Source organism: Ruegeria sp. YTSA144, from assembly GCF_059610125.1.
The window spans coordinates 445067-458537 of the sequence record NZ_JBXWNA010000001.1 but is presented as its reverse complement, the minus strand read 5'-3'; the positions used below and the strand labels follow the sequence as shown (position 1 = coordinate 458537).

The following is a 13471-nucleotide window of genomic DNA, read 5'->3' as shown; positions in this document are numbered from 1 at the left end:
AAAGGGGGCCTTGGGGCCCCCTTTTTCTTGATTGTTGGGGGGAAGGGGCCAGCCCCTTCTTGCCCTGCGGCCAATTCATCCCCGGGATATTTTGGGCCAGATGAAGAAGCGGATCAGGTGAATTGGATCAGGTCCCAGCGGTTGCCATAAGGATCGCGCCAGACGGCGACAGTGCCATAGGATTCACTGCGGGGATCTTCTTCGAAATGGACCCCGTTGGCACGCATCTGTGAGTAGTCGCGGAGGAAATCATCGGTTTGCAGGAAGAATCCGACGCGGCCACCGGTCTGGCTGCCTATGGCGGCGCGCTGTTCAGGCCCGTCGGCCTTGGCCAGAAGAAGGGCGCTGCCGTCTGAACCCGGCGGTGCGATCAGGACCCAGCGTTTTCCGCCTCCGAGATCTAAATCCTTCAAGAGCTTGAAACGGAGTTTTCCTGTGTAAAACGAGATGGCTTCATCGTAGTCCGGCACCACGAGGGTGACGGCGTGCAGGTTCTGTTTCATGGGGTGGTCAGCCCTTGGTCGGGTGGCGGTCGGGAAGCTGGATATTGGCCACCTGCTCGGCAATCGGAGCGGTGGACAGGGGGTGCCGTGAGGAAGCGCAGAAGGTATCAGGATCCGTGATCTTTTGCCATTCGCCCTGAACATAGGCCTCAAGCCCGGAGAATTTTGCCTTGTAGCCCATCTTGGGGCTGCCGGGGACCCAATAGCCCAGGTAGATATAGGGCAGGCCCGCTTCACGCGCGATCTCGATATGGTCCAGGATCATATAGGTGCCCAGAGAATTCTGAGGCTGGTTCGGATCGTAGAAGGAATAAACCATGCTCAGCCCATCATCGAGCACATCGGTCAGGCTGACAGCGATCAGGTCGCCGGTTTCCGGATCTGCATATTCCACCACGCGGCTTCGAATCGGCGTTTCTTCGATCATTGCCGCAAACTCGAACACGTCCATGTCGGCCATGCCGCCGTCGGCGTGCCGGGTATCAAGATAGCGGCGGAACAGCTCATACTGCTCGTCCGTGGCCCAGGGCGACGTGGCACGGCGTTGCAGATATCCGTTGCGTTTCACCGCGCGTTTCTGGCTTTTTGTCGGGCGGAACGCCGAGACGTCGATCCGGGCGGACAGGCAGGCTGCGCAATCTGTGCAGGAGGGGCGGTAGAGTACATTCTGCGACCGGCGAAACCCCTGCTGTGACAGGGAATTGTTCAGCTGTTCCGCGCCTTCGCCCTGGAGCGCGGTGAACAGCTTACGCTCCATCCTGCCGTCGAGATAAGGGCAGGGTTGCGGGGCCGTGACATAGAATTGTGGCGCAATTGGCAGCGTGTGTCGCATGAAGTTCCCAGGTAGCCTCGGGTGGGATGATAGCAACCGTTCCCGAGGCCGCCAAGTGTTTCGCGCAACCGCGTGTCAGGCCCGTCGATTGATCATGACCGTGCCCAGAAAACTGTCGGTCAGGCCCTGGCCGCGGGCGCTGGTCAGCATCATGATCACCGAGATGATCTGAATCACAGCGACCGCCATGCTGACGAAATAGCCGGCAGTGTGGGCGATGGCCTTGCCCATATCCATCCGCTCTCCGAATGCGTCGCGCAATTCGATTCCCATGAACCGCATGCCCAGTGTGGCCGAGCCGTTGGTGATGGTTACTACGCGATAGACAAAGCTGATGACGGCATAGATCACGGCCAGAAAAAACAGACCGAGGCCTGCGCTCAACAGGATCGCCACCGTGCAGAGCAGCGAGATGAAGGCGACATCAAACAACCACGCGACAAAGCGTTTGCTTGTCACTGAGTTGTAGAATTCTGGTTGGGTATCCGGGTCGGGCAGGTGATTCATTCGTCAGGTCCGAAAAAAAGGGTCAGGGTACCCTGTCCCGGAATGCCGGGACAGGGCAAGGTCAATCAGGCAGGCGTGGCTTTGCCGTCGTCTTCATGGTTCTCGCGGGCGCGTTCGTCCATGAACTCGTCGAATTCGGCCTTGTCCTTGGCATCACGCAGGCGGCGCAGGAACGCCTCGAAGTCCTGCTGTTCGCGTTCAAGGCGGGCCAGTGTATCTGCCTTGTAGGCGTCAAATGCGCTGTTGCCGGACGGCTTCATCGCGCTCATGTGGCTGTGCCAGGATTTGCGGCGGTTGCAGGATTTGCTGAACATGCGTTTGCTCCAGATCATGTAAGCCAGAAGGGCCAGGCCAACAGGCCAGAAGAAGATGAAACCAAGGACCATGGCGGCGATCCACGCCCCTTTGCCTTTGTCATCCAGCCAGGCCTCAATTCGGTAAAGCCATCCCGGATTCGCGGGGACGGCGGGGTCGGACAATGCGGTCATTTGAGCTCTCCAGGGTTGATGTAAATTCTTTTCACATTGTCTAGATGGGGTCCCTGTCGGGTGTTGCAAGGGGATAATGTGAAAAAGATTTACATTGAGCAAATCGGTTGACGATAAACATCTTCAGTCTCAGGGTGCGTAAATGGAAATGACAGAACACAAAACGGCACCTGCGCTGAATGAAATCCTCGAACTGGAAAGGCAGGTCTGGATGGCGCTGGTCGAGGGCAACGCAAGCGCGGACCGGGCTTTGCTGAGCGTCGATTTTCTTGGGGTCTATCCGACGGGATTTGCCAATCGTGACGATCATGTTGGGCAATTCGCGGATGCGCCGACAATGGCCGCGTTTGATCTGAGCGACGCGAGATTGCGCGTTCTGACACCGGATATCGTCCTGTTGACTTATAGAGCCGACTACCTGCGCCCGGGTGCGACAACGCGCGAGGCGATGCTGATTTCGTCGTTGTGGGAACGCAGAAACGACGTTTGGGTCAACAGTTTCAGTCAGGACACGCCGGTTCAGAAAACCTGATCAGAATGCCCCATTGACGATCACGCGCCGCGATGCGCAGTTTGCGCGTATGACAGACGCTCTTGCCATTACACGACTTCCGCGTTCTTTCGATCCATTCCTGGGCGACGAAGCGCGGGCCCTGATGCCTGATATGCCGGCCGAGATGGCGGAATTGGTGGCGGGCACCGCCGGTTCGAGCCCCTATCTGAAAGGTCTGATCGAACAAGAGAAAGACTGGCTGCCCGAGGCCCTGATGCGCCCGGATCAGGCATTGGCTGACGTCATGGCTGCCGCGCGTGATCTGCCGCCGGATCAGTTGAAACCCGGATTGCGGCAGGCCAAGCGGCGTATGGCTCTGCTCACGGCGTTGGCCGATATTGCAGGTGCGTGGCCATTGGAGAAGGTCACGGCGGCCCTGACCGATTTCGGTGCGCTGGCCGCCGATGTTGCGGCCAAGGCCGAGATCGCAACACTGATCCGGCGCAAGAAGCTGCCGGGTATGACCGAGGAAGATGTCGAAACCGCAGCCGGGTTGGTCATCCTGGCGATGGGAAAGATGGGCGCGCATGAGCTGAACTACAGCTCGGACATCGATCTGATCGTCCTGTTCGATGAAACGCGCTTTGACCCCGATGACTTTTACGAGGCCCGGCACGGTATGGTTCGGGCCACGCGCAACTTTTGTGCGACGTTGAGCGAAAAGACGGCGGACGGCTATGTCTTCCGCACGGATCTGAGGTTGCGCCCCGATCCCGCCGTGACACCGGTTTGCATGGCGATGGAGGCCGCTGAGCGGTATTACGAAAGCCTCGGCCGTACGTGGGAGCGGGCCGCTTATATCAAGGCACGGCCCTGTGCCGGAGATCTGGCTGCGGGGCAGCGTTTCCTTGACGGCCTGCGCCCCTTTGTCTGGCGCCGCCATCTGGATTTTGCCGCCATTCAGGACGCCCATGACATGCGCCTGCGCATCCGCGAAAACAAAGGCACCGGAGGGTCTTTGTCGATCCCCGGTCACGACATGAAACTGGGGCAGGGCGGTATCCGTGAGATCGAGTTTTTCACGCAAACCCGCCAGTTGATCGCCGGCGGGCGAGACGCTGACCTGCGGGTGCGCGGTACGGTTTCGGGGCTTGCGGCGCTGGCCTCCAAAGGATGGGTGCCGCAGGATGTGGCGGACAAGCTGACCGATCATTACCGCGCGCACCGCGAAGTCGAACACCGCATCCAGATGATTCATGACGCACAGACCCACAAGGTGCCGAGTTCGCCTGACGGGATCGAACGCGTTGCCTGTCTGATGGGGATCAGCAGTGCCGAGTTGACGCAAGACCTGACAAATCGCCTGACCGAGGTGCATGAGTTGACCGAAGGATTCTTTGCCCCCGGACCTGGTGCGGCACCGGTCCAAGTGCAGGATGTGGAATTCGACAAAAGCGTTTTGGCCCGCTGGACGACATACCCGGCCCTGAGGTCCCAGCGCGGCGCGCGGATTTTCGAACGTCTGCGGCCCGAGCTGTTGTCGCGTCTTGCCAAAACCGCAAAGCCCGATGAAGCGCTGATGGCTTTGGACGGGTTCCTGGCGGGCCTGCCAGCCGGGGTGCAGCTGTTTTCGCTGTTCGAGGCGAATCCGCAACTGATCGACTTGTTGATCGATATCGTTGGCACGTCGCATGCTCTGGCCTCGCACCTGTCGCGCAACGCGTCGGTGTTTGACGCGGTGATCGGGGGCAGTTTCTTTGCGGATTGGCCCGGGCAAGAGGCGTTGCAAGCGGAATTGACGCAGGCTTTGTCGGAAGAAACGGATTATGAAACCCAGCTTGATCTTGCACGGCGCTGGTGCAAGGAATGGCATTTCCGGGTTGGTGTGCATCACCTGCGCGGCCTGATCGACGGGGCGCAGGCAGGCCAGCAATATGCCGAGCTTGCGCAGTCGGTCATCGCGGCCATCCTGCCACATGTCACCGACAATTTCGCCCGCAAACACGGCCCCGCACCGGGGCGCGGCGCTGCCGTGCTTGGGATGGGGTCGCTGGGGGCGGGCCGGATCAACTCGCAATCCGATCTGGACATGATCGTGATCTACGATCCGCTGGATCAGGACATGTCCGAGGGTCCGCGCCCTTTGGCCACGCGCACCTACTACGCGCGGTTCACGCAGGCTCTGATCACGGCACTGTCCGCGCCGATGTCGCAGGGACGCTTGTATGAGGTCGATATGCGGCTGCGCCCTTCGGGCAATCAGGGGCCGGTCGCGACCAGTTGGGCCAGCTTTGTCAATTATCAGCGGAACGAAGCCTGGGTGTGGGAGCATCTGGCCCTGACCCGTGCGCATGTTGTTGCCGGAGACGTCGGGCTGGCCGAGGAAATCGAAGCCTTCCGTACCGAGTTTCTGTCGCACCCGCGAGACCGGGACAAAGTGCTGCGCGACGTGGCCGAAATGCGGTCGCGCCTGGCCGCGGCCAAGGCGCCCGCCGGCATTTGGGACGCCAAGAACGGCCCCGGCCGATTGATGGATATCGAGTTGATGGCCGAAACCGGCGCCTTGCTGGCCGGGTTCGCACAGCGTGATGTGTCCTCTGGTCTGGATGGTGCCGTCGCAGCCGGTTTGCTGGATGTCGCGCAGGCGCAATCTCTGAAAGACTGCTATGACTTATGCTGGTCCGTGCAATGCGCGGCGCGGCTGCTGTCGGGCAAGGCGATCGAAGCCGACAAGATCGGCGAAGGCGGAACTGCTTTTTTGTGCCGTGCCACCGGGTTCGAACAGGTCGAGGCGTTGCAGGCGGCATTGCTGGAGAGTTATACGACCGCAGCCGATCTGATCGGGGGCGTGATCAAGGGGGAAGAAGATGGCGCGCAGCAGTGATCCCAACGACCACAAAGGTCTGATCCGCGAAGCCTATCGAATCGAGGGCATAACCTTGCCGGAATGCCGCAGCATCTTTCTGGACTGGGCACTCAGCCTTCCCGCGGATCGCGACCAGAACACGGCGCTGACGGAACTGCACGCGGGCTATGCCCAGCAGAACCCCGATCACCCGATGACGCAGGTTCTGACCGAAGGTCTTCAGACGGCTCGGGCACCGAAACGCCGTGGCGGCTGGCGCTCCCGCAACCGCTAGGGCTTTCCCACCGGCGCGTTCAGGACTAAGAGGGCGCCATGACTCAATCTGCCGACCGCCCCCGTATCCGCCTTAAACCAAAAGCCAATGCGCGCGGCCTGCGCCATGGCTTCCCGTGGGTCTACGCCAATGACATCGTCACCGACCGCCGCACCCGCAAGATTCCAGCGGGCGCTTTGGCCGTGCTCGAAGACGACAAACGCGCGCCCATCGCGCTGGTCGCGGTCAATCCCGCGTCCAAGATCATGTGCCGGGTGCTGGATCGTGACATCGACGCGCAGCTTGACGCGGCGTGGTTCGAGAGCCGTTTGCAGCGCGCCCTTGATCTGCGAGAAAACCTGTTCGACGCCCCGTATTACCGCTTGATCCATGCCGAAGCGGACGGCTTCCCCGGCGTCATCATCGACCGCTTTGGCGAGGCCTGCGTCATTCAGCCGAACGCGGCCTGGGCCGAGGCGCACCTGGACCTGCTGACAGAGGCTCTGGTCAAAACCACAGGCGTGACCACGGTGCTGAAGAACGCCTCGGGCCGCACGCGCGGGCTAGAGGGGCTGGACGACGTCAATCAACTATTGTGCGGAACTGCGCCCGATGCACCCCTGCCGGTGCCGATGAATGGCGCCACCTACATGGCGGATCTGACCGGTGGTCAGAAGACCGGGCTGTTTTATGACCAGCGCCCCAACCACGCCTTTGCCGCGCGCCTGGTTCATCCCGATGCGCAGGTATTGGACGTGTTCAGCCATGTGGGCGGTTTCGGTCTGGCGATGCTTGCAGGCGGTGCGGGGCAGGCATTGTCCGTCGATGGCTCAGCCGCCGCGCTCGATCTGGCGAAAAAAGGAGCCGAGGCGTCGGGCCTTGCTGAAAAGTTCCAGACCCGGCAGGGCGACGCGTTCGAGGTTCTGACTCAACTGGGCGAAGAAGGCGCGCGATTTGACGTGGTGATCTGCGATCCGCCCGCGTTTGCGCCGTCCAGACAAGCGCTGGATGCGGGTCTGCGCGCGTATGAACGTGTCGCAAGACTGGCGGCGCCGCTGGTCAAACCCGGTGGTTACCTTGGCCTGTGTTCGTGTTCGCACGCCGCTGATCTGGGCCGTTTTCGTGATGCGTCTTCCCGTGGGATTGGCCGCGCCGGGCGCCAAGCCCAACTGATCCACACCGGCTTTGCAGGCCCCGATCACCCGCAACTGCCGCAACTGGCGGAAAGCGGCTATCTCAAAGCGGTGTTCTATCGCCTATGAAAGCCGTGCTCGACACCTGCGTCATCTATCCCACGGTAATGCGCGAGATGCTCTTGGGCGCTGCCCGCCTGGGCCATTTCACTCCGATCTGGTCCGCGCGCATCCTCGAAGAATGGGCCCGCGCCGCGCGCAAGCTTGGCCCGACGGGCGAGGCGCAAGCCCGCGCCGAAATCGCGCTGACACAAGCCAACTGGCCCGACGCCGAACGGACTGCGAACGCAGGCCTGCACGACCGTCTTTGGCTTCCGGATGCCGCCGATATCCACGTGCTGGCGACGGCGATCGCCGCGTCCGCCGATATGATCGTCACGGTGAACGCCAAGGATTTTCCCAAAAACATATTGGCGGAAGAAGGCCTGAACCGCCGAGACCCCGACAGCCTGCTGCATGGTTTCTGGCAAGCTGATCCAAAGGGTATGAACACGCTCGCGGCTCAGGTCCTTGCCGAGGCCAGCCGCCTCTCGGGCGACCAATGGACCCTGCGCGCACTGATGAAAAAGGCCCGGCTACCACGCCTTGGCAAAGCCCTGAGCGCCTGAGCGGGACCCCCTTTCATCTGGCTAAAAATATCCCGGAGAGCGCGAGAGGCTGGCCTCTCGCTGCGCACCCTCAGCCACGCGCCCAACGCTGTTCAAGGGCCTCCAGCGCCGCAATGCGCTCACCCGTCTTCGGGTGGCTCATCAACCATGCCGGGGCAACGCCCGCCCGTTGCTGTGTCAGGTCTTCCAGCTTGTGAAACAAGGATTTCTGCGGCCCGATCCCGATTCCGGCCTTGGTCAGCAAGGCGGCGGCATATTCGTCCGCCTCATACTCATCCTGACGCGACAGGCGCGAGGCCAGCAATGACGTCAAGGCATTCGCAATCATCGCTCCGATAAACGGAATAAAGCGGTTCAGCACCATGATCAGCGCTGTCCGCATCGCGTTTTGACCCGAAAAATCAATCATCCGTCGCCTTGCGTGACCCAAGGCAACATGTCCCAGCTCATGAGCGATGACGCTGGCCATTTCCTCGGCCGAAACCTCTCCGTTGCGGAATTTTCGGTAAAACCCGCGCGTGATGAAAATCCGACCGTCCGGAGCAGCCAGCCCGTTTACCGGGTCGATCTCATAGATATAGACGGGCACCCGATCGATGCCCAAAGCTGCGGCCAGCCGGTCTGTCATCCGTTTCAGCACCGGATCGGCCAGTTCGGTCGATTTTGCATCCAACTCACGATGGGTTCGCCAGACGGAAATCCGGTACATCACGATGGCATAGCCAATGGCCAGCAGGATCGGAGTCAATCGAAGCATGCCAAAGATATGGTCCGAACATGGGCATTGCGCAAGTCACACCTGCGGGATGTTCGTCGGGGCCCGCATGTTCGTGCGCTGAAATCGGCACAAACTTCGATAAGTTGCGATCTTGCGACATGAGCTGTTGATTATTTCAACGATCCCACTTAACCGACAGGGCGCTATCGATGAGGGACCCATGACCGACAAGAACTATGAAGCGCGTCACCTGGAAACGCTCGACCGGGATTTGCGTCGCTTTTCACGCCTCGAAATGGCGACCGCACAGGCTGGACGGCCCTTTGTGGGCTCAGGGATCGCTCTGGTATTCATTGTTGTCGCAGGCCTTGTGGCCGCTTTCCTGTTCGGGCAGGGCAGCAACGCGCTCATCGTCGTGATCGCGGCGATGTTCGGGGCCTATATGGCGCTGAACATCGGGGCCAATGACGTCGCCAACAACATGGGGCCCGCAGTGGGGGCGAATGCGCTGACGATGGGCGGTGCCATCGCCATTGCCGCCATTTTTGAAAGTGCCGGAGCGCTCGTCGCCGGGGGCGATGTCGTATCGACCATCGCTAAGGGTATCATCGCGCCGGAAAGCATGGGAACGGCCAACGTCTTCATATGGGCGATGATGGCGGCGCTGCTGTCCTCGGCGCTGTGGGTCAATCTGGCGACATGGATCGGGGCGCCGGTTTCCACCACGCATTCGGTCGTCGGCGGCGTCATGGGGGCCGGGATCGCCGCTGCCGGGTTCGGTGCCGTAAGCTGGGGCACCATGAGCAAAATCGCCGCCAGCTGGGTGATCTCGCCGGTTCTGGGGGGCTTGGTCGCAGCCGGTTTCCTGTGGTTCATCAAGGCCAGGATCATCTATCAGGAAGACAAGATCGCCGCGGCCCGCAAATGGGTGCCGATGCTGGTCGGGATCATGGCGGGCGCCTTTGCATCTTACCTCGCGCTCAAGGGCCTCAAGAAGATCATCAAGATTGATCTCGGGACGGCGCTGCTGATCGGTGCGGTCTGTGGCGGGCTGATCTGGGCCGTGATGATCCCGATTATCCGCCGTCAGTCCGAGGGGCTTGAGAACCGCAACAAATCGCTGAAAATTCTGTTTGGAATTCCCCTGATCGTCTCTGCGGCGTTGCTGAGCTTTGCGCATGGCGCAAATGACGTTGCCAATGCAGTGGGCCCGTTGGCCGCGATTGTGCAGGCCTCTGCCTCGGGCGATTTCACGCATGCCGTCAGCATTCCCTATTGGGTCATGGTCATCGGTGCGTTTGGGATATCGTTCGGCCTGTTCCTGTTTGGTCCGAAACTGATCCGCATGGTCGGCAGCCAGATCACCAAGCTCAACCCGATGCGGGCCTATTGCGTCGCGCTGTCAGCCGCGATCACGGTGATTGTCGCCAGTTGGCTGGGCTTGCCAGTCAGCTCGACCCACATCGCGGTTGGCGCTGTATTCGGCGTCGGGTTCTTCCGGGAATGGGATGCCGAGCGAAGGCTGAAACGCTCAAGGCTGGCTTTTCCCGAACGCCCCCGCGTCGCGGCGGAAGAACGCCGCCGCCGCAAGCTGGTTCGCCGGTCGCATTTCCTGACCATCGTTGCCGCGTGGGTTATCACTGTTCCCGCAGCGGCCATGCTGGCAGCGATCCTGTTTCTTGGGATTCAGGTGATTGCCGGGTAAACTCTGGCGCTGACCTTAACGGGTCAGCGCTTTCATTCCCTGTTCCAGCCCGGCCAGGGTCATCGGCACCATATGGCCTTCGAAGATCTCCTGGATCATGCTGATGGAATGGGTGTATTCCCAGTACTTCTCGGGCACGGGATTGATCCACAGGTTCGATGTCCATTGATCCCGCGCGCGTTGCAGCCAGACCTGCCCGGCCTCTGCGTTCCAATGCTCGTTGGCACCGCCGGGATAGGCGATCTCATATGGGCTCATCGAGGCGTCGCCGACGAAGATGCATTTGTAGTCGGGCCCATAGGTGCGCAACACTTCATGTGTGGGCGTCTGCTGGTCCCAGCGGCGGCGGTTGTCGCGCCAGACGCCTTCATACAGGCAATTGTGGAAATAATAATATTCCAGATGCTTGAACTCGGACCGTGCGGCCGAAAACAGCTCTTCCACCACCTTGATATGCGGGTCCATTGATCCGCCAACGTCCAGGAACAGCAGGACCTTGACCGCGTTGTGACGTTCCGGGCGGGTCTTGACGTCCAGATAACCGTGCTCGGCGGTGGCGCGAATGGTGCCGTCCAGATCCAGTTCCTCGGCAGCACCTTCGCGCGCCCAGCGGCGCAGGCGTTTCAGGGCGACCTTGATGTTGCGCGTGCCCAGTTCAACCGTATCGTCCAGGTTCCTGAATTCGCGCTTGTCCCAAACCTTGACGGCGCGCTGATGGCGGCTTTCCTTCTGACCAATGCGGACCCCTTCGGGGTTGTATCCATAGGCTCCGAACGGAGAAGTTCCGGCCGTGCCGATCCACTTGTTTCCGCCCTGATGGCGGCCTTGTTGTTCCTTTAGGCGTTCGCGCAGCGTTTCCATCAGCTTGTCGAACCCGCCAAGCGCTTCGATCTCGGCTTTTTCCTCGTCCGACAGGTGTTTTTCGGCCAGTTTGGCCAGCCAGTCGCCGGGAATGTCGACGGCTTCCAGAACCTGATCGAAACTGATTTCGTTCAGCCCTTCGAAACTGGCGGCAAAGGCGCGGTCGAACTTGTCGATGTTGCGTTCGTCCTTCACCATCGACACGCGGGCGAGATAGTAGAACGCCTCGACATCATAGGTGGCCAGACCCTTTTTCATGCCTTCCAGAAAAGTCAGATACTCCCGCAGCGATACCGGGATGCCAGCTTTGCGAAGGTTTTCGAAAAAGGGCAGGAACATCGTCTCAGGCCACCAAACGCACCAGAACCAGCGAGATCACCAGACCCACCAGCGCAAAGGCAATGCCATACCCGGCGGCATATTGCGCCATGTCGGCCCGATTGCCGCTGCGCTTTTTCGCGGTCAGGGCGCCCAAGGTTGCACCCAGTGCCGCCATTCCCAGAACTACCAACATATGTGTGTCATCCGTCTTTCGTGCCATCCGTGTTTCTTCGGCCATTGCCCCGCGACAATGACTGGGCCACCAGATCCGAACCAAACCCGTACCGCGCCCATCCCAGGCTGTCCAGCCTGACGGCACGTGCCTGCTGTATCTGCCCCGCCTGTTTCAGCGCTTCTGATTTCAGCAACAATAACGTGGCCAGCAGAGACGCATTTTCAGCCCGTGTCATGACATCGATGGCCCTGTCCAGTTCAGGCAGAACACTGGGCCCCTTGTCCTGTGCCAGCGCAAATGCCGCGGTTTGCGTGGTGACATAGGCCTGATGCACCTCTGTGCCGGGCGTGGCCTTGAGAAATTGCTGCGCAATCTGAAACTGGCGCTGAGCTTCGTTGGGGTCCCGGAATTGTTCCATCCGGCCCATCAGGTAATGGGGATAGGCGCGGCGGTGATCTGTCCATCCCTGTTGCTGACCGATCCGTGCCGCCTTTCGCGCCGCGCGCATCTGTCTGGGCGAACCCGACCCCGGCCCCAGTGATTTCTGAATCGCGTCAATCCACTCGCGCGGCGTATCCGTGAAGGGTTGAACGGGCACCCTGTCCCCGCGCGGGTTCATCCGGCTGAGAACCCCCGGGATGACCGCGGCGACCTGATCTCGGGTCATGCCGGTGCGCAGTTCCGGCGCGTAAGCAGCCCGCAGGATCAGCATGTCGAACCCGGTCAGAACAGTATGGATATTGTCGTCGTTGAACACCGAATCCGGCAGATGGTAGAGGTCGTTCAGCGGACCAAGCGCTTGTGCCAGTTCTTCATGCAGGCAATCACGTATTTCCTGCGGACTGACGTCGTATGGGATGAAAATCCCAAGCCGTTCGCGTTTGCGCAGTTCAGTCCAGCTGCTTTTGATCTTTCGGCGGTCACGGCGATATTCTTCAAGGCTGGACGAGTTGGGGACGACGAAACAGGCCGCGTTGGGCAGGATGCGCAGAATGTCTTTCTGACTGACGGCTTCGATGGTGATATTGGCCTGACCCTCGTTGACCTGCCGGATGTTGATCCCGGCTTCGCGCCTCAGACGGTTGAGCAACCGGGTCAGGTCCTGCTGCATGCTTGCGGTCGGTGATCCGGTCAGACGGACTGTGACCGGGGCCTCAAATCGCGTGAAAACGGGCAGGGCGGCCCCGCTTTCCAGCTCGAAATGCAGGGACAGGAAGTCAGAGGCGATGTTTTTGTTGGACCGAGCAGGCGGCGAAGGACGTGCCGTTGAAAAAGACTTGGCAGGCGGCAGGCTTACTTCGACGACCGTGACCTGATCGGGCAGCTCGATCGTTTCAACCGTCGCGCAGCCAGCAACAACCAGTGCCAGAAAAAGGGCACTCAATCGCTTCATGAGCGGGCGTACTTGATGAACGGTGTCAGTGTGCCGATGCGATCATACAGTTTCCGAGCGGTGTGGTTGAACTCCTGGGTCAGCCAATAGACCGATGGCGCGCCCTGACGATCGGCCTCATCATAGACCGCCTGGATCAAGGCCCGGCCAACGCCTGCCCCCCGTGCCTCGGGTCGCGCGAACAGGTCTTGCAGGTAGCAGACCTTTTCCACCTTCCAGGCGTGGCGATGAAACAGATAATGTGTCAGTCCGACCAGGGCGCCATTCTGCTCGGCAACGAAACAGGAAAAATCCTGTGGGTCGTCGCCCAACAATCTGGAAAAGGTTGTTTCGTATACATCCTCGGGCAGGGCGGTTTCATAAAATGCCAGATAGTCCCGCCACATGTCGGCCCATTGGCTTTTGTCCTCGGCACGCAGGGTGCGGATTGTCAGTGCGTTCGCCACGCGATTCATCCAATTCTGTGGGCGGCGAAGCTCTGTTTCGCCAGATGGGCCGATGCTGGCATTCGGGCCGTCCCAAGGCAAGCCATGATCACCGTCCGGCCACCCTCTG

15 protein-coding genes are annotated in these 13471 nt (G+C 60.5%); 6 read left to right on the top strand and 9 right to left on the bottom strand.

From position 1 onward, the window contains the following. Positions 1–113 precede the first annotated feature (113 nt). The 4 genes from AC2FF8_RS02390 to AC2FF8_RS02375 form a co-directional block, all read right to left on the bottom strand. Positions 114–503 carry a VOC family protein gene (locus tag AC2FF8_RS02390; protein ID WP_496878837.1) on the bottom strand — a complete coding sequence of 130 codons (390 nt, stop codon included), beginning with the start codon at positions 501–503 and terminating at the stop codon, positions 114–116. Positions 504–510: 7 nt separating this feature from the next. Next, positions 511–1335, bottom strand: coding sequence for an arginyltransferase (locus tag AC2FF8_RS02385; protein WP_257598903.1), 825 nt, complete (start codon positions 1333–1335; stop codon positions 511–513). A 75-nt stretch (positions 1336–1410) separates the two neighbouring features. Then, entirely contained in the window at positions 1411–1842 is a 432-nt protein-coding gene (locus AC2FF8_RS02380) for an RDD family protein (protein WP_425078424.1), read from the bottom strand. A gap of 65 nt (positions 1843–1907) precedes the next feature. Continuing rightward, entirely contained in the window at positions 1908–2330 is a 423-nt protein-coding gene (locus AC2FF8_RS02375; protein ID WP_170343990.1) for a DUF2852 domain-containing protein, read from the bottom strand. Between the two features lie 142 nt (positions 2331–2472). On the opposite strand from AC2FF8_RS02375, the gene AC2FF8_RS02370 reads away from it, so the two are divergent. The 5 genes from AC2FF8_RS02370 to AC2FF8_RS02350 are packed head-to-tail and all read left to right on the top strand — an operon-like array spanning position 2473 to position 7743. Continuing rightward, entirely contained in the window at positions 2473–2862 is a 390-nt protein-coding gene (locus AC2FF8_RS02370) for a nuclear transport factor 2 family protein (RefSeq protein WP_170343991.1), read from the top strand. A gap of 49 nt (positions 2863–2911) precedes the next feature. Beyond that, positions 2912–5707, top strand: coding sequence for a bifunctional [glutamate--ammonia ligase]-adenylyl-L-tyrosine phosphorylase/[glutamate--ammonia-ligase] adenylyltransferase (gene glnE / locus AC2FF8_RS02365; RefSeq protein ID WP_496879268.1), 2796 nt, complete (start codon positions 2912–2914; stop codon positions 5705–5707). Continuing rightward, positions 5691–5963: a hypothetical protein gene (locus AC2FF8_RS02360; RefSeq protein ID WP_496878836.1), complete on the top strand. Its 273-nt coding sequence runs from the start codon at positions 5691–5693 to the stop codon at positions 5961–5963. The genes glnE and AC2FF8_RS02360 overlap by 17 nt, the downstream gene beginning before the upstream one ends. A gap of 38 nt (positions 5964–6001) precedes the next feature. After that, positions 6002–7204 carry an RSP_2647 family RNA methyltransferase gene (locus AC2FF8_RS02355; protein WP_496878835.1) on the top strand — a complete coding sequence of 401 codons (1203 nt, stop codon included), beginning with the start codon at positions 6002–6004 and terminating at the stop codon, positions 7202–7204. Further along, the gene (locus tag AC2FF8_RS02350) at positions 7201–7743 is read left to right on the top strand and encodes an RSP_2648 family PIN domain-containing protein (protein WP_496878834.1); all 543 of its coding nucleotides are present in this window, start codon (positions 7201–7203) and stop codon (positions 7741–7743) included. The genes AC2FF8_RS02355 and AC2FF8_RS02350 overlap by 4 nt, the downstream gene beginning before the upstream one ends. A 70-nt stretch (positions 7744–7813) precedes the next feature. Here AC2FF8_RS02350 and AC2FF8_RS02345 read toward each other — a convergent pair whose 3' ends face one another. Continuing rightward, positions 7814–8500, bottom strand: a complete 687-nt coding sequence (locus AC2FF8_RS02345; protein WP_170343995.1) for a M48 family metallopeptidase — start codon at positions 8498–8500, stop codon at positions 7814–7816. Positions 8501–8681: 181 nt separating this feature from the next. Between AC2FF8_RS02345 and AC2FF8_RS02340 the strand changes: the two genes are divergently transcribed. Continuing rightward, a complete protein-coding gene (locus AC2FF8_RS02340; RefSeq protein WP_170343996.1) occupies positions 8682–10166 on the top strand; it encodes an inorganic phosphate transporter in 1485 nt (494 codons plus the stop codon). A gap of 15 nt (positions 10167–10181) precedes the next feature. Here AC2FF8_RS02340 and AC2FF8_RS02335 read toward each other — a convergent pair whose 3' ends face one another. From AC2FF8_RS02335 to AC2FF8_RS02320, 4 genes are read right to left on the bottom strand one after another with little or no spacing between them, the layout of a single operon-like run. Then, complete coding sequence (locus AC2FF8_RS02335) at positions 10182–11366, bottom strand: vWA domain-containing protein (RefSeq protein ID WP_425078418.1); 1185 nt, start codon at positions 11364–11366, stop codon at positions 10182–10184. Positions 11367–11370: 4 nt separating this feature from the next. Next, entirely contained in the window at positions 11371–11568 is a 198-nt protein-coding gene (locus tag AC2FF8_RS02330; protein WP_257600895.1) for a hypothetical protein, read from the bottom strand. After that, the gene (locus AC2FF8_RS02325; protein ID WP_480684103.1) at positions 11549–12916 is read right to left on the bottom strand and encodes a DUF2927 domain-containing protein; all 1368 of its coding nucleotides are present in this window, start codon (positions 12914–12916) and stop codon (positions 11549–11551) included. The genes AC2FF8_RS02330 and AC2FF8_RS02325 overlap by 20 nt, the downstream gene beginning before the upstream one ends. Further along, a complete protein-coding gene (locus AC2FF8_RS02320; protein ID WP_480684104.1) occupies positions 12913–13371 on the bottom strand; it encodes a GNAT family N-acetyltransferase in 459 nt (152 codons plus the stop codon). The genes AC2FF8_RS02325 and AC2FF8_RS02320 overlap by 4 nt, the downstream gene beginning before the upstream one ends. Between the last annotated feature and the right edge of the window lie 100 nt (positions 13372–13471).